General features: G+C 73.1%; 17 protein-coding genes. 16 read left to right on the top strand and 1 reads right to left on the bottom strand.

The window, feature by feature from the left end:
• Positions 1–34: 34 nt before the first annotated feature.
• Entirely contained in the window at positions 35–592 is a 558-nt protein-coding gene (gene efp / locus DQE82_RS16310) for an elongation factor P (protein WP_013285503.1), read from the top strand.
• 23 nt (positions 593–615) lie between these two features.
• Positions 616–1,026 carry a transcription antitermination factor NusB gene (nusB, locus tag DQE82_RS16305; protein ID WP_174534511.1) on the top strand — a complete coding sequence of 137 codons (411 nt, stop codon included), beginning with the start codon at positions 616–618 and terminating at the stop codon, positions 1,024–1,026.
• A gap of 63 nt (positions 1,027–1,089) precedes the next feature.
• Here nusB and DQE82_RS16300 read toward each other — a convergent pair whose 3' ends face one another.
• Positions 1,090–1,578, bottom strand: coding sequence for a transcriptional regulator (locus DQE82_RS16300; protein WP_013285505.1), 489 nt, complete (start codon positions 1,576–1,578; stop codon positions 1,090–1,092).
• Positions 1,579–1,865: 287 nt separating this feature from the next.
• Here DQE82_RS16300 and pyrR point away from each other — a divergent pair, with 287 nt between their 5' ends.
• The 14 genes from pyrR to DQE82_RS16230 all read left to right on the top strand — a co-directional run bounded on the left by pyrR (position 1,866) and on the right by DQE82_RS16230 (position 18,428).
• On the top strand, positions 1,866–2,450 hold the full coding sequence (pyrR, locus tag DQE82_RS16295) for a bifunctional pyr operon transcriptional regulator/uracil phosphoribosyltransferase PyrR (RefSeq protein ID WP_043324953.1): 585 nt from the start codon (positions 1,866–1,868) through the stop codon (positions 2,448–2,450).
• On the top strand, positions 2,447–3,373 hold the full coding sequence (locus DQE82_RS16290; protein WP_030502502.1) for an aspartate carbamoyltransferase catalytic subunit: 927 nt from the start codon (positions 2,447–2,449) through the stop codon (positions 3,371–3,373). The genes pyrR and DQE82_RS16290 overlap by 4 nt, the downstream gene beginning before the upstream one ends.
• Positions 3,370–4,647: a dihydroorotase gene (locus DQE82_RS16285; protein WP_113973141.1), complete on the top strand. Its 1,278-nt coding sequence runs from the start codon at positions 3,370–3,372 to the stop codon at positions 4,645–4,647. Before DQE82_RS16290 ends, DQE82_RS16285 begins: the two co-directional genes overlap by 4 nt.
• Positions 4,644–5,786, top strand: a complete 1,143-nt coding sequence (gene carA, locus DQE82_RS16280) for a glutamine-hydrolyzing carbamoyl-phosphate synthase small subunit (protein ID WP_043324951.1) — start codon at positions 4,644–4,646, stop codon at positions 5,784–5,786. The genes DQE82_RS16285 and carA overlap by 4 nt, the downstream gene beginning before the upstream one ends.
• Positions 5,779–9,126, top strand: a complete 3,348-nt coding sequence (carB, locus tag DQE82_RS16275; RefSeq protein ID WP_064448508.1) for a carbamoyl-phosphate synthase large subunit — start codon at positions 5,779–5,781, stop codon at positions 9,124–9,126. The genes carA and carB overlap by 8 nt, the downstream gene beginning before the upstream one ends.
• A 103-nt stretch (positions 9,127–9,229) precedes the next feature.
• The gene (locus tag DQE82_RS16270; RefSeq protein WP_113973140.1) at positions 9,230–10,243 is read left to right on the top strand and encodes a quinone-dependent dihydroorotate dehydrogenase; all 1,014 of its coding nucleotides are present in this window, start codon (positions 9,230–9,232) and stop codon (positions 10,241–10,243) included.
• A 132-nt stretch (positions 10,244–10,375) separates the two neighbouring features.
• Entirely contained in the window at positions 10,376–11,650 is a 1,275-nt protein-coding gene (locus tag DQE82_RS16265; RefSeq protein WP_069087676.1) for an adenosylmethionine--8-amino-7-oxononanoate transaminase, read from the top strand.
• Positions 11,651–11,737: 87 nt separating this feature from the next.
• Positions 11,738–12,577, top strand: a complete 840-nt coding sequence (pyrF, locus tag DQE82_RS16260; protein WP_113973139.1) for an orotidine-5'-phosphate decarboxylase — start codon at positions 11,738–11,740, stop codon at positions 12,575–12,577.
• 175 nt (positions 12,578–12,752) lie between these two features.
• A complete protein-coding gene (gene mihF, locus DQE82_RS16255; protein WP_013285515.1) occupies positions 12,753–13,070 on the top strand; it encodes an integration host factor, actinobacterial type in 318 nt (105 codons plus the stop codon).
• A gap of 25 nt (positions 13,071–13,095) precedes the next feature.
• Positions 13,096–13,647 (top strand): guanylate kinase, encoded by a 552-nt coding sequence (locus DQE82_RS16250; protein ID WP_064448505.1) that lies wholly within the window; start codon positions 13,096–13,098, stop codon positions 13,645–13,647.
• Positions 13,648–13,650: 3 nt separating this feature from the next.
• Entirely contained in the window at positions 13,651–13,917 is a 267-nt protein-coding gene (rpoZ, locus tag DQE82_RS16245) for a DNA-directed RNA polymerase subunit omega (RefSeq protein ID WP_013285517.1), read from the top strand.
• A 14-nt stretch (positions 13,918–13,931) separates the two neighbouring features.
• Complete coding sequence (coaBC, locus tag DQE82_RS16240) at positions 13,932–15,140, top strand: bifunctional phosphopantothenoylcysteine decarboxylase/phosphopantothenate--cysteine ligase CoaBC (RefSeq protein WP_113973138.1); 1,209 nt, start codon at positions 13,932–13,934, stop codon at positions 15,138–15,140.
• 97 nt (positions 15,141–15,237) lie between these two features.
• Positions 15,238–16,428: a methionine adenosyltransferase gene (gene metK, locus DQE82_RS16235; protein ID WP_223201130.1), complete on the top strand. Its 1,191-nt coding sequence runs from the start codon at positions 15,238–15,240 to the stop codon at positions 16,426–16,428.
• A gap of 59 nt (positions 16,429–16,487) precedes the next feature.
• Entirely contained in the window at positions 16,488–18,428 is a 1,941-nt protein-coding gene (locus DQE82_RS16230) for a primosomal protein N' (RefSeq protein ID WP_113973137.1), read from the top strand.
• The last annotated feature ends 162 nt before the right edge of the window (positions 18,429–18,590 follow it).

The following is an 18,590-nucleotide window of genomic DNA, read 5'->3' as shown; positions in this document are numbered from 1 at the left end:
CGGTCTGTCCGCCAATTGATGATCAAGGCAGGAAATGGCCACCACCAACGACCTGAAGAACGGCCTGGTACTCAACCTGGACGGCGAGCTGTGGGCCGTCGTCGAGTTCCAGCACGTCAAGCCCGGTAAGGGTGGTGCCTTCGTGCGCACCACGCTGAAGAACGTGCTGTCCGGCAAGGTGGTCGACAAGACCTTCAACGCGGGCACCAAGGTCGAGACCGCGACCGTGGACAAGCGCACCATGCAGTACCTGTACGCCGACGGCGAGGACTACGTCTTCATGGATCTGGAGACGTTCGACCAGATCACCGTCCCCGGCGGCACCGTCGGCGAGGCCGCCAACTACCTCCTCCCCGAGGCCGAGGCGACCGTCGCCACCCACGAGAGCGTGCCGCTGTACATCGAGCTGCCGACCTCGGTCGTGCTCGAGGTCACCTACACCGAGCCGGGCCTGCAGGGCGACCGGTCGACCGGCGGCAACAAGCCGGCCACCGTCGAGACCGGCGCCACAGTGCAGGTGCCGCTGTTCATCACCACCGGTGAGAAGATCAAGGTCGACACCCGCGACGGCCGTTACCTCGGCCGAGCCTGATGGCCGAGGGTCCCAAGCAGCAGATGCCCGCGCGTCGCAAGGCGCGCAAGCGGGCGCTGGACGTGCTCTTCGAGGCCGACCTGCGGGACCGCCCGCCGGTCGAGGTGCTCGCCGGCTACCTGGAGCGGATCGAGCAGCCGCGCCCCGACCACCTCGGCTACGCGGTCGGGCTGGTCGAGGGCGTGGCGGCGCACCTCGACCGGATCGACGAGACGATCGCCAGCTACGCCGAGGGGTGGACGCTGGACCGGATGCCGGTGGTCGACCGCAACCTGGCCCGGATCGCCGTGTACGAACTGCTCTACGTCGACGAGATCGACGACGCGGTGGCGATCAGCGAGGCGGTGGAGCTGGCCCGGCAGATGTCGACGGACGACTCGCCCCGGTTCCTCAACGGCATCCTCGGCCGGATCGCCGAGTACGCCTCCCGCTGAGCCCCACGCTCCGACGACGAAAGGGCCCGTGCCTTCCGGCACGGGCCCTTCTCGTACGTGATGTCAGGACGCGAAGAACGCCCGCGGGTCGGCGACCAGCACGCCGTGCTCGGTCAGCCGCTCGATCAGCCCCGACGGTGAGGCGTCGTAGACGATCGCGAGGGCGCGCAGGTCGTCGGCGCGGATGGAGAGCACCCGGCCGTTGTAGTCGCCGCGCTGCTGCTGGATGGCGCGCGCGTAGCGGGCGACGTAGGCCAGGTCCTCGGAGGCCTCGTCGTAGAGCCGCTCCAGGTCCAGCACGATCTTGCTGGTGGGCTCGTGACGCACCCCGCTGCCGTCGGGCAGCAGCTCCGAGACGGGAACGCGGTAGAAGTCGGCCAGTTCCGCCAGGCGGGACACGGTGACGGCGCGGTCGCCGCGCTCGTACGAGCCGACCACCACGGCCTTCCACCGCCCGTTCGACTTCTCCTCCACCCCCTGCAGGGACAGGCCCTGCTGCTGGCGGATGGAGCGCAGGCGGGCGCCCAGCGACTTGGCGTATTCAGAGGGCATTCGGACACTCCCAGTGCTGCTCGGGGTTCTCCCAGCTATCGCTACGGAGCGTGACGGTACGGGGATTGCGACACGCGGTCAAGTGTTGCTGTCCACGACGTCTAGGACGCTCGTGTGGCTTGTCCCCATTTCTCCGGGCTGACCAGCAGGTCAGTACCGGCGGCGGGCGGCCCGGTGACCGCTGGTAACGTGGCGTGAAGCCCCGGTCCGGGCCCCGCGCGGGCCCCCGGAGCCGACCCAGACGTCCTTTAACGACCCGTCCCGTGAGGCGGGGAAGGAGGTCCGCCGTGGCCTACCCACCGGCTGCCCATTCGTCACCGCCGCGACAACCCTCGGTGAAGGTGATCCTCGCCGCTGCGGACGTGTCGCGGGTGGTCGACCGCATCGCCCACCAGATCCTGGAGAAGACCCAGGGCGCCGCCGACACCGTGCTGCTCGGCATCCCCACCCGCGGTGTGCCGCTGTCCCGCCGCCTCGCGGACCGGATCAGCACGTTCGAGGACGTCACCGTCCCGGTCGGCGTGCTCGACATCACGCTCTACCGCGACGACCTGCGCCGGCACGCCACCCGCGCGGTCGGCCCGACCGACCTGCCGTCCGGCGGGATCGACGGCAAGCGGGTGATCCTCGTCGACGACGTGCTGTTCTCCGGCCGCACCGTGCGGGCCGCGCTCGACGCGCTCAGCGACGTCGGCCGCCCGGCCTCGGTGCAGCTCGCCGTCCTGGTCGACCGCGGTCACCGTCAGCTCCCGATCCGCGCCGACTACGTCGGCAAGAACATCCCCACCGCGCTGGCCGAGAACGTGAAGGTCACCCTCGCCGAGACCGACGGCGCCGACGAGGTACGGCTGTACGGAGGCTCTCCCGCATGATCCGGCACCTGCTCTCCGGCGCCGACCTGGACGCCGCCACCGCCACCCTGGTCCTGGACACCGCCGCGGAGATGGCGACGGTGGCCGGGCGCGAGGTCAAGAAGCTGCCCGCGCTGCGCGGGCGCACCGTGGTGAACCTCTTCTACGAGGACTCCACCCGGACCCGGATCTCGTTCGAGGCGGCCGCCAAGCGGCTCAGCGCCGACGTGATCAACTTCTCTGCCAAGGGCTCCAGCGTGGCCAAGGGGGAGAGCCTGAAGGACACCGCGCTGACGCTCCAGGCGATGGGCGCGGACGCGGTGGTCGTCCGGCACCCCGCCTCGGGCGCGCCGCACCGGCTGGCCGAGTGGGTCGACGGGTCGGTGGTCAACGCCGGTGACGGCACCCACGAGCACCCCACCCAGGCGCTGCTCGACGCGTACACGATGCGGTCCCGGCTGGGCCGGCTCGACGGCCTGCACGTGGCGATCGTCGGCGACGTGCTGCACTCCCGGGTGGCCCGCTCCAACGTGCTGCTGCTGTCCACGCTCGGCGCGAAGGTCACCCTGATCGGCCCGCCCACGCTCATCCCGGTCGACATCGCCGCCGCCCTGGCCCCCGGCACCGACGTCTGTTACGACCTCGACGCCGTTCTCCCAGATGTGGACGTGGTGATGATGCTGCGGGTGCAGCGCGAACGGATGGGTGACTCCTACTTCCCGTCGGCCCGCGAGTACGCCCGCCGCTACGGGCTCGACGGGCCGCGCATGCGCCGGCTGCCCGAGCACGCGATCGTCATGCACCCCGGGCCGATGAACCGGGGCATGGAGATCACGCCCGAGGTGGCCGACTCGCCCCGCTCCACCATCGTCGAACAGGTCGCCAACGGGGTCTCCGTGCGGATGGCCGTGCTCTACCTGCTGCTCGGAGGGAACAACCGGTGACCGCGTACCTCATCACTAACGTCAGTGTGGTCGGCGGCGAGCCGACCGACCTGCTCATCCGCGACGGCGTGGTGGCCGCCGTCGGCGACGGACTCGCCGCCGACGACGCCACGGTCGTCGACGCGACCGGCCTGGTCGCGCTGCCCGGCCTGGTCGACCTGCACACCCACCTGCGCGAGCCCGGCCGGGAGGACGCCGAGACCGTCGAGTCCGGTTCCCGGGCCGCGGCGCTCGGCGGCTACACGGCGGTGTGCGCGATGGCGAACACCTCGCCGGTCGCCGACACCGCCGGCGTGGTCGAGCAGGTGTGGCGGCTCGGCCGGGAGGCCGGCCTGGTCGACGTGCAGCCGATCGGCGCGGTCACCGTCGGGCTGGCCGGCGAGCGCCTGGCCGAGCTGGGCGCGATGGCCGACTCCGCCGCCGGGGTGCGGATCTTCTCCGACGACGGGCACTGCGTGGCCGACCCGCGGCTGATGCGCCGGGCGCTGGAGTACGTCAAGGCGTTCGACGGCGTGATCGCCCAGCACGCCGAGGAGCCCCGGCTCACCGAGGGCGCGCAGATGCACGAGGGCGAGGTGTCCACCCGCCTCGGCCTGACCGGCTGGCCGGCCGTCGCCGAGGAGGCGATCATCGCCCGGGACGTGCTGCTGGCCGAGCACGTGGGCAGCCGCCTGCACGTCTGCCACGTCTCCACCGCCGGCAGCGTCGAGGTGCTGCGCCAGGCCAAGGCGCGCGGGGTACGGGTCACCGCCGAGGTCACGCCGCACCACCTGCTGCTGACCGACGCCAAGGCGGAGAGCTACGACCCGGTCTTCAAGGTCAACCCGCCGCTGCGCACCGCCGCCGACATCGCCGCGCTGCGGGAGGCGCTGGCCGAGGGCGTGATCGACATCATCGCCACCGACCACGCCCCGCACGCCGTGGAGGACAAGGAGTGCGAGTGGGCGTACGCCCGGCCGGGCATGCTCGGCCTGGAGACCGCCCTGTCCATCGCGCTCGACGTGTTCGGCCCCCGCTGGGACCTGATCGCCGAGCGGATGTCCCGCACGCCGGCCCGCATCGCCGGGCTGACCGGGCACGGCGTCGACCCGGCGCCCGGCGTGCCGGCCAACCTGACCCTTGTCGACCCCGCCGCCCGCCGCGTCATCGAACCGGCGGAGCTGGCCAGCCGTAGTCGTAACACCCCGTACGCCCGCATGACGCTGCCGGGTCGCATCGTGGCGACCTTCCTGCGCGGCGAGCCGACGGTCCTGGACGGAAAGGCAGTTAAGTGAAGAGACGTCCTGCGATTCTCGTCCTCGAGGACGGGCGCACGTTCCACGGCGAGGCGTACGGCAGCGTCGGGGAGACCTTCGGCGAGGCGGTCTTCAACACCGGCATGACCGGCTACCAGGAGACGCTCACCGACCCCTCGTACCACCGGCAGGTGGTGGTGCAGACCGCGCCGCACATCGGCAACACCGGCGTCAACGGTGAGGACGACGAGTCCGACCGGATCTGGGTGGCCGGGTACGTGGTGCGTGACCCGGCCCGGATCAGCTCCAACTGGCGCGCCGACGGCGGGCTGGAGGACCGGCTCGCCGCCGAGGGCGTCGTCGGCATCAGCGGGGTGGACACCCGGGCGCTGACCCGGCACCTGCGCGAGCGCGGCGCGATGCGGGTCGGCATCTCCAGCGTCGAGGACGACCCGGCCGCGCTGCTGGAGCGGGTGCGCCGTTCGCCGCAGATGGTCGGCGCGAACCTGTCCGACGAGGTGACCACCGCCAAGCCGTACGTGGTCGAGGCGGAGGGCGAGCACCGGTTCACGGTGGCCGCGGTGGACCTGGGCATCAAGCGCAACGTGCCGCGCCGGCTCGCCGCCCGCGGCGTCACCACCCACGTGCTGCCCGCCGGGTCGACGATCGAGGACCTGCTCGCCACCGGCGCGGACGCGGTCTTCTTCTCGCCCGGCCCGGGCGACCCGGCGACCGCCGACGGTCCGGTGGCGCTGGCCCGGGAGGTGCTGGCCCGGCGGATCCCGCTGTTCGGCATCTGCTTCGGCAGCCAGATCCTCGGCCGGGCGCTCGGCTTCGGCACCTACAAGCTGGGGTACGGCCACCGCGGCATCAACCAGCCGGTGCTCGACCGGGCCACCGGCAAGGTCGAGGTGACCAGCCACAACCACGGCTTCGCGGTGCAGGTGCCGGGCGCCGGGGCTGGCGCGGTGGTGCCGGATCAGGTGATCCAGACCGAGTTCGGCGGTGTCCAGGTGTCACATGTCTGCCTCAATGACAACGTGGTCGAGGGGCTGCGGGGCGTCGACATCCCCGCTTTCACCGTCCAGTACCACCCGGAGGCGGCGGCCGGCCCGCACGACGCGGACTACCTCTTCGACCGTTTCGCAGAGCTGATCGAGGGGCGCAAGAATGCCTAAGCGGACCGACCTCAAGCACGTCCTGGTGATCGGCTCCGGGCCGATCGTGATCGGACAGGCCTGCGAGTTCGACTACTCCGGCACCCAGGCCTGCCGGGTGCTGCGCAGCGAGGGGATCCGGGTCAGCCTGGTCAACTCCAACCCGGCGACGATCATGACCGACCCGGAGTTCGCCGACGCCACGTACGTCGAGCCGATCACCCCGGAGTTCGTCGAGCTGGTCATCGCCAAGGAGCGCCCCGACGCGCTGCTGCCGACGCTCGGCGGGCAGACCGCGCTGAACACCGCCGTCGCGCTGCACGAGGCCGGCGTGCTGGAGAAGTACGGCGTCGAGCTGATCGGCGCGAACATCGAGGCGATCAACCGGGGCGAGGACCGGCAGCTGTTCAAGGAGATCGTCGCGAAGGCCGGCGTACGGCTGGGCCTGGAGGATCCGTCCGCGCTGGTGCCGCGCTCGCGGGTCTGCCACTCGATGGACGAGGTCCGCGAGACGGTCGCCGAACTGGGCCTGCCGGTGGTCATCCGGCCGTCGTTCACCATGGGCGGCCTCGGTTCCGGCATGGCGCACACCGACGAGGACCTGGAGCGCATCGCCGGTTCGGGCCTCGCGGCCAGCCCGGTGCACGAGGTGCTCATCGAGGAGAGCGTGCTCGGCTGGAAGGAGTACGAGCTCGAACTGATGCGCGACCGCCACGACAACGTGGTGGTGGTCTGCTCGATCGAGAACGTCGACCCGATGGGCGTGCACACCGGCGACAGCGTCACCGTCGCGCCGTCGATGACGCTCACCGACCGGGAGTACCAGCGGCTGCGTGACCTCGGCATCGCGGTGCTGCGCGAGGTCGGGGTGGACACCGGCGGCTGCAACATCCAGTTCGCGGTCAACCCGGCCGACGGCCGGATCGTCGTGATCGAGATGAACCCCCGGGTGTCGCGTTCCTCGGCGCTGGCCTCGAAGGCCACCGGCTTCCCGATCGCGAAGATCGCCGCGAAGCTCGCCATCGGCTACACGCTGGACGAGATCCCGAACGACATCACGCTCAAGACGCCTGCGGCGTTCGAGCCGACGCTCGACTACGTGGTGGTGAAGATCCCCCGGTTCGCGTTCGAGAAGTTCCCCGGCGCCGACCCGGAGCTGACCACCACCATGAAGTCGGTGGGCGAGGCGATGAGCCTGGGCCGCAACTTCACCGAGGCGCTGAACAAGGCGATGCGCTCGATGGAAACCAAGGCGTCGGGTTTCTGGACCACTCCGGACCCGGACGGCGCCACGTTGGAGAACACCCTCGCGGCGCTGCGGACGCCGCACGACGGCCGGCTCTACACCGTCGAGCGGGCGCTGCGCCTGGGCGCGTCGATCGCCGAGGTGTCCGAGGCGTCCGGCGGCATGGACCCGTGGTTCCTGGACCAGATCGCCTCGCTGGTCGAGCTGCGCGCCGAGATCGTGGCCGCGCCGGTGCTCGACGCCGGTCTGCTGCGCCGGGCCAAGCGCGCCGGCCTGTCCGACCGGCAGCTCGCCGCGCTGCGTCCCGAGCTGGCCGCCGAGGACGGCGTCCGCACGCTGCGCCACCGGCTCGGCGTACGGCCGGTCTACAAGACGGTGGACACCTGCGCGGCCGAGTTCGAGGCGACCACGCCGTACCACTACTCGACCTACGACTCGGAAACCGAGGTGGCGCCCTCGGCGCGGCCGAAGGTGCTGATCCTGGGCTCCGGGCCGAACCGGATCGGTCAGGGCATCGAGTTCGACTACTCGTGCGTGCACGCGGTCCAGGCGCTCCGGGCCGTGGACTACGAGACGGTGATGGTCAACTGCAACCCGGAGACCGTCTCCACCGACTACGACACCGCCGACCGGCTCTACTTCGAGCCGCTGACGTTCGAGGACGTGCTGGAGGTCTGGCACGCCGAGGACTCCTCGGGCAAGGCCGCCGGCGGCCCCGGCGTGATCGGGGTGATCGTCCAGCTCGGCGGGCAGACGCCGCTCGGCCTGGCCCAGCGGCTCAAGAACGCCGGGGTGCCGATCGTCGGGACCTCCCCGGAGTCGATCCACCTGGCCGAGGAGCGCGGCGCCTTCGGCGCGGTGCTGTCCCGGGCCGGGCTGCGCGCGCCCGCGCACGGCATGGCCACCTCGTACGACGAGGCGAAGGCGATCGCCGACGAGATCGGGTACCCGGTGCTGGTCCGTCCCTCGTACGTGCTCGGCGGGCGCGGCATGGAGATCGTGTACGACGACGCCACGCTGCGCGACTACATCGGCCGGGCCACCGCCATCTCGCCGGACCGCCCGGTGCTGGTGGACCGGTTCCTGGACGACGCCATCGAGATCGACGTGGACGCGCTCGTGGACGCCGACGGCGACGTCTACCTGGGCGGCGTGATGGAGCACATCGAGGAGGCCGGCATCCACTCCGGCGACTCGTCCTGCGCGCTGCCGCCGATCACCCTGGCCGGCTCGCACCTGGCCCAGGTGCGCCGTTACACCGAGGAGATCGCCCGCGGCGTCGGGGTGCGCGGCCTGCTCAACGTCCAGTACGCGCTGCAGGGCGACATGCTCTACGTGCTGGAGGCCAACCCGCGCGCCTCCCGTACCGTGCCGTTCGTCTCGAAGGCCACGGCGGTGCCGCTGGCCAAGGCGGCGGCCCGGATCGCGCTCGGCGCCACCATCGCGCAGCTGCGCGCCGAGGGGATGCTGCCGCCCACCGGCGACGGCGGCACCATGCCGGCCGACGCGCCGATCGCGGTCAAGGAGGCGGTGCTGCCGTTCAAGCGGTTCCGCACCCCCTCCGGCAAGGGCATCGACGTGCTGCTCGGCCCGGAGATGAAGTCCACCGGCGAGGTGATGGGCATCGACACCGGCTTCGGGCAGGCGTTCGCCAAGTCGCAGGCTGCCGCGTACGGGTCGCTGCCCACCGCCGGGAAGATCTTCGTCTCGGTCGCGAACCGGGACAAGCGCGGCATGATCTTCCCGATCAAGCGCCTGGCCGACCTGGGCTTCGAGATCGTGGCCACCACCGGCACGGCCGAGGTGCTGCGCCGGCACGGCATCGCCTGCGAGCAGATCCGCAAGCACTACGAGTCGGGTGAGGGTGCGGACGCGGTCTCGCTGATCCTCGGCGGGGACGTGGCGCTGGTGGTGAACACGCCGCAGGGCTCCGGCGCGAGCGCCCGCTCGGACGGGTACGAGATCCGCAGCGCCGCGGTGAGCGTCGACATCCCCTGCGTCACCACGGTCCCCGGCGCCGCAGCCGCGGTAATGGGCATCGAGGCCCGAATCCGAGGCGACCTGAAGGTCCGCCCCCTGCAGGACCTGCACGCCGCCCTCCGGGCGGGCGAGTGACCCCGCGCCTGACCGCGCCGATCATGAGGTTGGCGGCGATGTGGATCTCCAAATCCGCCGCCAACCTCATGATCAACGGGGAGAGCGGGCGGGGGGCCGGGGCGTGATCTTCGAGAAGGTGGTGCGGCCCCGGCTGTTCTCGCTCGCGGGCGGGGACGCCGAGGGGGCGCACGAGTGGACCCTGGAACGGCTCGCGGCGGTGTCGCGGCAGCCGGCCGTTCTCGCGGCGCTGCGACGGGCGTACTTCCGGTCCGCGCCGCGCACCGTGTTCGGGGTGCGCTTCCCCAACCCGGTCGGGCTGGCCGCCGGGATGGACAAGAACGGACTCGCGTTGCCCGCCTGGCCGGCGCTCGGCTTCGGCTTCGTCGAGGTCGGCACCGTGACCGCGCACGCCCAGCCGGGCAATCCCCGGCCCCGGCTGTTCCGGCTGAGCGACAGCGAAGCGGTGATCAACCGGATGGGCTTCAACAACGCGGGCGCGGCGGCCCTCGCCGACCGGCTGGCGGCGTTGCCGCGCCCGCTCGGCGTACCGCTGGGCATCTCGCTCGGCAAGTCCAAGGTGACCCCGTTGGACCAGGCGGTCGAGGACTATCTCGACTCCTACCGGGCGCTCAAGGGACACGGTGACTACTTCGCCGTGAACGTGTCCTCACCGAACACTCCCGGGCTGCGCTCGCTTCAGGACCGGTCCCACCTGGACGCGCTGCTGGCCGCGCTGGTGGGGGAGAAGCCGGTGCTGGTGAAGATCGCCCCGGACCTCACCGAGCCGGCCGTGGCCGAGCTGCTGGAGGTCTGCCTCGACCGGGGCGCCGCCGGGGTCATCGCCACCAACACCACGCTCGCCCGGGACGGGCTGGCCCCGGCCGACCGGGCGCGCGGCGCGGAGACGGGCGGCCTGTCCGGCCGGCCGCTGACCGTACGGGCCCGGGAGATGGTCGCCTTCGTGCACCGGGAGACCGGCGGCCGGCTGCCGGTGATCGGCGTCGGCGGCATCCTCGACCCGGACGACGCGACGCGCATGTTCGACGCCGGCGCGTCCCTGGTCCAGCTCTACACCGGCTTCATCTACCGCGGCCCCGCCCTGACGAGAGCCATAACCCGGACCACCCACCCCTGACCCACCCCTCTCTTCCCCGCGATCTTGCACTCGCGGCCCCGGCACACCCCCTCATTCCGGGCGCGGCAGGGGCAGCAACCGCAAGATCGCGGGGGAAGAGAGGGGGCGGCGGGGAGGGGTGAAGGAGGAGACGTGACGCCTGAGGAGATTCTGGACGCGGACCGGCGGCACGTGTGGCATCCGTACGCCGCGATGCCCTCCGCCGGCGCGCCGTACGTCGTGGACAGCGCGCAAGGGGTGCGGCTGCGGCTGGCGGACGGGCGGGAGCTGGTCGACGGCATGTCGTCGTGGTGGGCGGCGATCCACGGCTACCGGCACCCGGCGCTCGACGCCGCGGTGACCGGCCAGCTCGGGCGGATGAGCCACGTGATGTTCGGCGGGCTCACCCACGAGCCGGCGGTACGCCTGGCGCGCACGCTCGTCGAGCTGACCCCGGACGGCCTGGAACACGTCTTCCTGGCCGACTCCGGCTCGGTGAGCGTCGAGGTCGCGGTGAAGATGTGCCTGCAGTACCAGCGGGCGCGGGGACGCCCGCAGCGCCGCCGGCTGGGCACCTGGCGGGGCGGCTACCACGGTGACACGTTCCACCCGATGAGCGTCTGCGACCCGGAGGGCGGCATGCACCACCTCTGGGGCGACGTGCTGCCCCGGCAGGTGTTCGCGCCGGCGCCGCCGTCCGGCTTCGACGCGCCGCCCGACCCGGCGTACGAGGCGGCTCTGGTGGACGCCGTGGAGCGGCACGCCGACGAGCTGGCCGCGGTGATCGTCGAGCCGGTGGTCCAGGGCGCCGGCGGGATGCGGTTCCACCACCCGCACTACCTGCGTGTGCTGCGCGAGGTGACCCGGAAGCACGGCATCCTGCTGGTCTTCGACGAGATCGCCACCGGCTTCGGCCGGACCGGGAAGATGTTCGCCGCCGAGCACGCCGGGGTGGCCCCGGACGTGCTCTGCGTCGGCAAGGCGCTCACCGGCGGGTACCTGACGCTGGCCGCGGCGCTCTGCACGCCCGAGGTGGCACGGGCGATCTCCGCCGACGGGGTGCTGGCGCACGGACCGACGTTCATGGGCAACCCGCTCGCCTGCGCGGTCGCCAACGCCTCCCTGGAGCTTCTGCGGGCCGGGGACTGGGCCGGCCGGGTGGCGGGGATCGCCGAGGGCCTGCGGGCCGGCCTGGCGCCGTTGCGCGGCGCGCCCGGCGTGGCCGACGTACGGGTGCTCGGCGCGATCGGGGTGGTGCAGCTCGACCACGAGGTGGACCTGCCCCGGGCGACCGCTGCCGCGGTGGCGCAGGGGGTGTGGCTGCGCCCGTTCCGGGATCTCGTCTACACCATGCCGCCGTACGTCTGCGACGCCGCGGACGTGGCACGGATCGCGGCCGGGGTGGCCGCGGCGGTGAAGGCCGGCTGAGCCCGGCCGAGTTCGACAGGGCGCGACGGGAAGACCGTCGCCGGACACGCCCAGGCGGCCCGGGGCCGCGGGGAGAGGAGAGACGCGATGGAGACGTTCGGCGCCCGACTGCACCGGGCCGTGGCGGAGCGAGGGCCGCTGTGCGTGGGGATCGATCCGCACCCCGGGTTGCTGGCCGACTGGGGGCTGACCGACGACGTCGACGGACTCGACCGGTTCTGCCGAACCGTGGTGGAGGCGATCGGGGACCGGGTGGCCGTGGTCAAGCCGCAGTCGGCGTTCTTCGAGCGCTTCGGCTCGCGCGGCGTCGGGGTGCTTGAGTCAACTATCCGACAGTTGCGAGATCTGGGAGCGCTCGTTCTGCTTGACGTGAAGCGCGGCGACATCGGCTCGACGGTGGCCGCGTACGCGTCGGCGTACCTCGATCCATCCAGCCCGATGTATGTCGATGCGGTGACCGCGAGCCCCTACCTGGGAGTAGGTTCACTCGCGCCGATGTTCTCCACCGCAGCCGAGCACGGTGGCGGGGTCTTCGTCCTGGCCCTCACCTCGAACCCGGAGGGCGCCTCCGTGCAGCGTGCCGTCGGGGCCGACGGGCGCACCGTCGCGCAGACCGTGATCGACGAGATTTCCCAGCTCAACCGGGGTGCGGAGCCGCTCGGAAGCTTCGGTTTGGTGGTCGGCGCGACGGTCGGCGAGACCGGTCACGACCTCGGCTCCGTGAACGGTCCGCTGCTCGCTCCGGGCCTGGGCGCGCAGGGCGGCACGCCCGCCGGGTTGCGCACCGTGTTCGGCGCCGCGCTGCCGTCGGTGCTCCCGTCGTACTCCCGGGAGGTGCTCGGCGCGGGACCGGACCCGGACGCTCTGCGCGCCGCCGCCGAGCGGGCGCTGGCCGAGTGCCGGAGCGCCCTGGACGTCGTAGGCTGACTGACGGCTCGGTCACTTTCCGTTGATCATCGCGCGCCCACGTTGCCGAAATCTCCGTTGACCGCTAGTTTTCCCCGCGCTGGGAACCACGGACCCCTTTGGTTGCCAGCGACACCACGTTTCACAGATGCGGTGGGGCGCTCCGCCCGCCGTACTAGGGACCTGAGGAGAACTGGTGCCGCTCCCGTCACTGACCCCCGAACAGCGCGCTGCCGCGCTGGAGAAGGCCGCGGAGATCCGCAAGGCCCGCGCTGAGCTGAAGGAGCAGCTCAAGCAGGGCAAGACCACCCTCGCCACCGTCCTCGAGCGGGCCGAGTCCGACGACGTCGTGGGCAAGCTGAAGGTTTCGGCCGTGCTCCAGGCGATGCCGGGCATCGGCAAGATCCGGGCCACCCAGATCATGGAGAAGCTCAAGATCGCGGACAGCCGTCGCCTGCGCGGCCTCGGCGAGCAGCAGCGCAAGGCTCTGCTCGGGGAGTTCGCCGCGAACTGAACGGCCCGCCGTGTAGAAACAAGCGGTGAGCACGGATGACGAGGCGCGCTCGGCGGCTCGGCTCACTGTCCTGTCCGGTCCCTCCGGGGCCGGCCGGAGCAGTGTGGTCGAGGCGGTCCGGGCGCGCCTTGCGTCTGTCTGGGTGCCGGTGGTCGCCACCACCCGGCCGCCGCGCCCCGACGAGCGGGACGGCGTGGACCGCGTCTTCCTCGACGCGCCCGCCTTCGACCAGCTGATCGCCGCCGGGGAACTGCTGGAGTGGTGCCGCATCGGGCCGTACCGCCGGGGGGTGCCCCGGGCCGAGGTACGGGCGCGGCTCGCCGCGGGCCGGCCGGTGCTGCTGCCGCTGGACCTGGGCGGCGCGCTCGCGGTACGGGCGGCGGCGCCCGGCGCCCGGCTGGTGCTGCTCGCGCCGCCGGCGTACCGGGCCGACCCGGACGTCGCGGCCCTCTTCGCCCACGCCGTGGCACACGACCACACCGAGCGCGCCGCGGCGGAGCTGGTAGGATTGCTCGGTTCGTCCTTCCTGGCTCCGGCCCGACCGCCCGCGGGCGGCGCACGAGACGCAGAGGTTTAATTCGTGGGATCCATCGCCACCAACCCCGAGGGCATCACCAACCCGCCGATCGACGAGCTGCTCGAGAAGACCACCTCGAAGTACGCGCTGGTCATCTTCGCCGCCAAGCGCGCCCGTCAGGTCAACGCCTACTACAGCCAGCTCGGTGAGGGCCTGCTGGAGTACGTCGGCCCGCTGGTGGAGACCACCCCGCAGGAGAAGCCGCTCTCCATCGCCATGCGCGAGATCAACGCGGGCCTGCTCACCGCTGAGCCGACCGACCAGCCGTAACCGCGCCCGCGCCGATGCCCGCCGAGATCGTCCTCGGGGTCGGCGGCGGCATCGCGGCCTACAAGGCATGTGAGCTGCTCCGGCTCTTCACCGAGTCGGGTCACCGGGTCCGGGTGGTGCCGACCGCCTCGGCGCTCCGTTTCGTCGGGGCGCCGACCTGGGCGGCCCTGTCCGGCCAGCCGGTGGCCGACGACGTCTGGTCTGACGTGCACGAGGTGCCGCACGTGCGGCTCGGGCAGCACGCCGACCTGGTCGTGGTCGCCCCGGCCACCGCTGACCTGCTCGCCAAGGCCGCCCACGGCCTCGCCGACGACCTGCTCACAAACACGCTGCTGACCGCGCGCTGCCCGGTGCTGCTGGCGCCGGCCATGCACACCGAGATGTGGGAGCACCCGGCGACCGTGGCGAACGTGGCCACGCTGCGCTCGCGCGGCGTCCGGGTGATCGAGCCGGCCGTGGGGCGGCTCACCGGGCGGGACACCGGCAAGGGCCGGCTGCCCGACCCGGCGGAGATCTTCGCGGTGGCCCGCCGGGCCCTGGCCCGCGGCGTCGAGGCCGAGGCCGACCTGGCCGGCCGGCACGTGGTGGTCACCGCCGGGGGCACCCGCGAGCCGCTGGACCCGGTCCGGTTCCTGGGCAACCGGTCCTCCGGCAAGCAGGGGTACGCGTTCGCCCGCGCCGCTGTGGCCCGGGGCGCCCGGGTGACGCTGGTCGCGGCGAACGTGGCGCTGCCCGATCCGGCCGGGGTGGACCTGGTCCGGGTGGGCACCACCGAGGAGCTGCGCACGGCGACGCTGGCGGCGGCCGTCGACGCGGACGCCGTGGTGATGGCCGCCGCGCCCGCCGACTTCCGGCCGGCCAGCTACGCCACCGGGAAGATCAAGAAGTCGGACGACGGTGTCGCGCCGACCATCGAGCTGGTCACCAACCCGGACATCGCCGCCGAGCTGGGTCGCGTCCGCCGCCTCGGCCAGGTGCTGGTGATCTTCGCCGCGGAGACCGACGACGCGGAGGCCAACGGCCGGGCCAAACTGGCCCGCAAGGGAGCCGACATGATCGTCGTCAACGAGGTCGGCGTGGACAAGGTCTTCGGCGCCGACACCAACGCGGCCACCGTGATCGGCGCCGACGGCGCCGTGCACCGGCTGGCCGAGCAGCCCAAGGAGGCCCTGGCCGACGCCGTCTGGGACCTCGTCTGTCCGCGGTTGCCGTCACGTTCCTGACGGTTGGTCGGCCCGCGTTCAGGGGGTCGCGGCGGAACGAGGATGGCTAAACTGCCGCCGAGCGACCTTTAAAAGTCTTCACATGCTTAGGAGTGCCGTGACACGTCTCTTCACGTCCGAATCGGTCACGGAGGGCCACCCGGACAAGATCGCCGACCAGATCAGTGACGGCATTCTCGACGCGCTGCTCGCCCAGGACCCGCACAGCCGGGTCGCGGTGGAGACCTTGATCACCACCGGTCAGGTGCACGTGGCCGGTGAGGTGACCACGAAGGCGTACGCCGACATCCCCACCATCGTCCGGGAGACCATTCTCGGCATCGGCTACGACTCGTCGAAGAAGGGCTTCGACGGCGCGTCCTGCGGCGTCAGCGTGTCCATCGGCGCCCAGTCGCCGGACATCGCCCAGGGCGTCGACAACGCCTTCGAGCTGCGTACCGGCGGGTCGGAGAGCGCGCTGGACGCGCAGGGCGCCGGTGACCAGGGCATGATGTTCGGCTTCGCCTGCTCCGAGACGCCCGAGCTGATGCCGCTGCCGATCGCGCTGGCGCACCGGCTGGCGCGCCGGCTCGCCACGGTCCGCAAGGACGGCACCATCCCCTACCTGCGGCCGGACGGCAAGACCCAGGTGACCATCGAGTACGACGGGCTGCGCCCGGTCCGGCTCAACACCGTCGTCGTGTCCAGCCAGCACGCGGCCGACATCTCGCTGGAGTCGCTGCTCACCCCGGACATCCGGGACCACGTCATCACCCCGGAGCTGGAGGGCCTCGGCCTGGAGACCGAGGGCTACCGGCTGCTGGTCAACCCGACCGGGCGCTTCGAGATCGGCGGCCCGATGGGTGACGCCGGCCTGACCGGCCGGAAGATCATCGTGGACACCTACGGCGGGTACGCGCGCCACGGCGGCGGCGCGTTCTCCGGCAAGGACCCCTCGAAGGTCGACCGCTCGGCCGCGTACGCGATGCGCTGGGTGGCCAAGAACGTGGTCGCCGCCGGGCTGGCCGAGCGGTGCGAGGCGCAGGTCGCGTACGCGATCGGCAAGGCCCACCCGGTGAGCCTGTTCATCGAGACGTTCGGCACCGAGACGGTGCCGGTCGCCTCGATCGAGAAGGCCGTCGCCGAGGTGTTCGACCTGCGCCCGGCCGCCATCATCCGGGACCTGCACCTGCTCCGCCCGATCTACCAGCAGACCGCCGCGTACGGCCACTTCGGCCGGGAGCTGCCGGACCTGACCTGGGAGGGCACCGACCGGGCCGCCGACCTCAAGTCGGCCGCGGGAGCCTGACCGCCGCCACGCGCCGCGACCGGCGACCCGCGCAGGGGTCGCCGGTCGCGCGCGTCTGCGTGGACGTGCCCCTGCCGCACCTGGACCGCCCGTTCGACTACCTGGTGCCGGCGGCGCTCGACGCCGAGGCGCAACCGGGGGTACGGGTGAAGGTGCGCTTCGCCGGGCAGCTGGTCGACGGCTGGCTGCTGGAGCGCGCCGAGTCCTCCGCGCACCCGAAACTGGCGTACCTGGAGAAGGTCGTCTCGTCGGTGCCGGTGCTTTCCCCGGAGGTGGCCCGGCTGGCCCGCGCGGTCGCCGACCGGTACGCGGGCAGCCTCGCCGACGTGCTGAGGCTGGCGGTGCCGCCCCGGCACGCCCGCGCCGAGAAGGCCGTCACCGCCGACGCGGACGCGCCCGCCGACCCCGACGCGCCCGCGGACGCCAGGCCGGGAGGCCGGGCGGAGGTGGACCCGCGCGGCTGGCGGGACTATCCGGCCGGGCCGGCGCTGCTGCGGGCGCTCACCGACGGCCGGCCCGCCCGCGCGGTCTGGTCGGCGCTGCCGGGGGAGGACTGGGCCGGCCGGTACGCCGACGCGGTGGCCGCCACCGTGGCCGGTGGCCGGGGCGCAGTGGTCGTGGTGGCCGACGCCCGTGACCTGGACCGGCTCGACGCCGCCCTGACCGCCGTCCTCGGCGCGGGGCGGCACGTGCGCCTCACCGCCGCCGACGGCCCGGCCCGCCGCTACCGGGCGTTCCTGGCCGCCCGGCGCGGCGACGTGGCAGTGGTGATCGGCACCCGGGCGGCCATGTTCGCCCCGGTGGAGCGGCTCGGCCTGGTGGCGATCTGGGACGACGGCGACGACCTGCACGCCGAGCCCCGCGCGCCCTACCCGCACGCCCGGGACGTGCTGCTCACCCGGGCGCAGCTCGGCGACGCCGCCGCCCTGGTCGGCGGGTACGCCCGCAGCGCCGAGGCGCAGCTGCTGGTGGAGACGTCCTGGGCCCGGGAGGTGGTGGCCGACCGGGCGGTGGTGCGCGCGCGTACCCCGGCCATGGCGCCCACCGGCGACGACCCGCAACTGGCCCGCGATCCCGGCGCGGCCTCGGCGCGGCTGCCGAGCCTGGCCTGGACCAGCGCCCGGGACGCGCTGCGCGCGGACCTGCCGGTGCTGGTGCAGGTGCCGCGCCGGGGTTACGTGCCGTCGGTGGCCTGCGCCGACTGCCGGACCCCGGCCCGCTGCCCGCACTGCGCCGGGCCGCTCGCGCTGCCCTCGGCGCAGGGCACGCCCGCCTGCCGCTGGTGCGGCCGGGTGGCCGCCGCGTACGCCTGCCCGGAGTGCGGTGGGCGGCGGCTGCGCGCCTCGGTCACCGGCGCCCGGCGCACGGCCGAGGAGCTGGGCCGGGCGTTCCCGGGCGTGCCGGTGCGGACCTCGGGGCGGGAGGAGGTGCTCGCCACGGTGCCGGGCGGGGCCGGGCTGGTGATCGCCACGCCGGGCGCCGAACCGGTGGCCGACGGCGGCTACGGCGCGGTGCTGCTGCTCGACTCCTGGGCGCTGCTGACCCGGGCCGACCTGCGGGCCGGTGAGGAGGCGCTGCGGCGGTGGATGGCCGCCGCCGCGCTGGCCCGGCCCGGTACGGCCGGCGGGCGGGTGGTGGTGGTCGCGGACGGCGCGCTCGCGCCGGTGCAGGCGTTGCTGCGCTGGGACTCCGCCTGGTTCGCCGCCCGCGAGCTGGCCGAGCGGCGCGAGCTGGGCTTCCCCCCGGCGGTGCGGATGGCGAGCGTCACCGGCGTCGCCGAGGCGGTCAGTGACCTGCTGGACGGCGCCCGGCTGCCGGACGGCGCCGAGGTGCTCGGGCCGGTGCCGGCCGACGAGGGCCGGGAGCGGATGCTCGTGCGGGTGCCCCGGTCCCGGGCCGCCGCGCTGGCCGAGGCGCTGCACGCCGCCGCCGGCCAGCGCAGCGCCCGCAAGGCGGCCGATCCGGTACGCCTGCAGGTCGATCCGCTCGTGCTGTTCTGACCGGCCGCCGCCGCGTGACACTGCGCACGCGGCCCCTCACGCACGGTCGTGAGCTGGGGTTTGCCGCACACCTGGTCCGGCAATTGGGTAGCGGGCGGTGATAGCATCGCCCGTCATGCCCAGCCGCGCGGTTTCCCCGCGCGGGACGCGGCGCGGCGGGTG

The organism is Micromonospora sp. LHW51205 (assembly GCF_003315815.1).
Classification (GTDB): domain Bacteria; phylum Actinomycetota; class Actinomycetes; order Mycobacteriales; family Micromonosporaceae; genus Micromonospora; species Micromonospora chalcea.
Note: the sequence above shows the minus strand (reverse complement) of the source record. Positions and strands in the feature narration are given on the sequence as shown.

Bases quoted from the DNA above. Each gene is read 5' to 3' on its own strand.
- efp (WP_013285503.1), top strand. From the start codon at position 35: ATGGCCACCACCAACGACCTGAAGAACGGCCTGGTACTCAACCTGGAC.
- nusB (WP_174534511.1), top strand. From the start codon at position 616: ATGCCCGCGCGTCGCAAGGCGCGCAAGCGGGCGCTGGACGTGCTCTTC.
- DQE82_RS16300 (WP_013285505.1), bottom strand. From the start codon at position 1,578: ATGCCCTCTGAATACGCCAAGTCGCTGGGCGCCCGCCTGCGCTCCATC.
- DQE82_RS16290 (WP_030502502.1), top strand. From the start codon at position 2,447: ATGATCCGGCACCTGCTCTCCGGCGCCGACCTGGACGCCGCCACCGCC.
- carB (WP_064448508.1), top strand. From the start codon at position 5,779: ATGCCTAAGCGGACCGACCTCAAGCACGTCCTGGTGATCGGCTCCGGG.
- pyrF (WP_113973139.1), top strand. From the start codon at position 11,738: ATGGAGACGTTCGGCGCCCGACTGCACCGGGCCGTGGCGGAGCGAGGG.
- coaBC (WP_113973138.1), top strand. From the start codon at position 13,932: ATGCCCGCCGAGATCGTCCTCGGGGTCGGCGGCGGCATCGCGGCCTAC.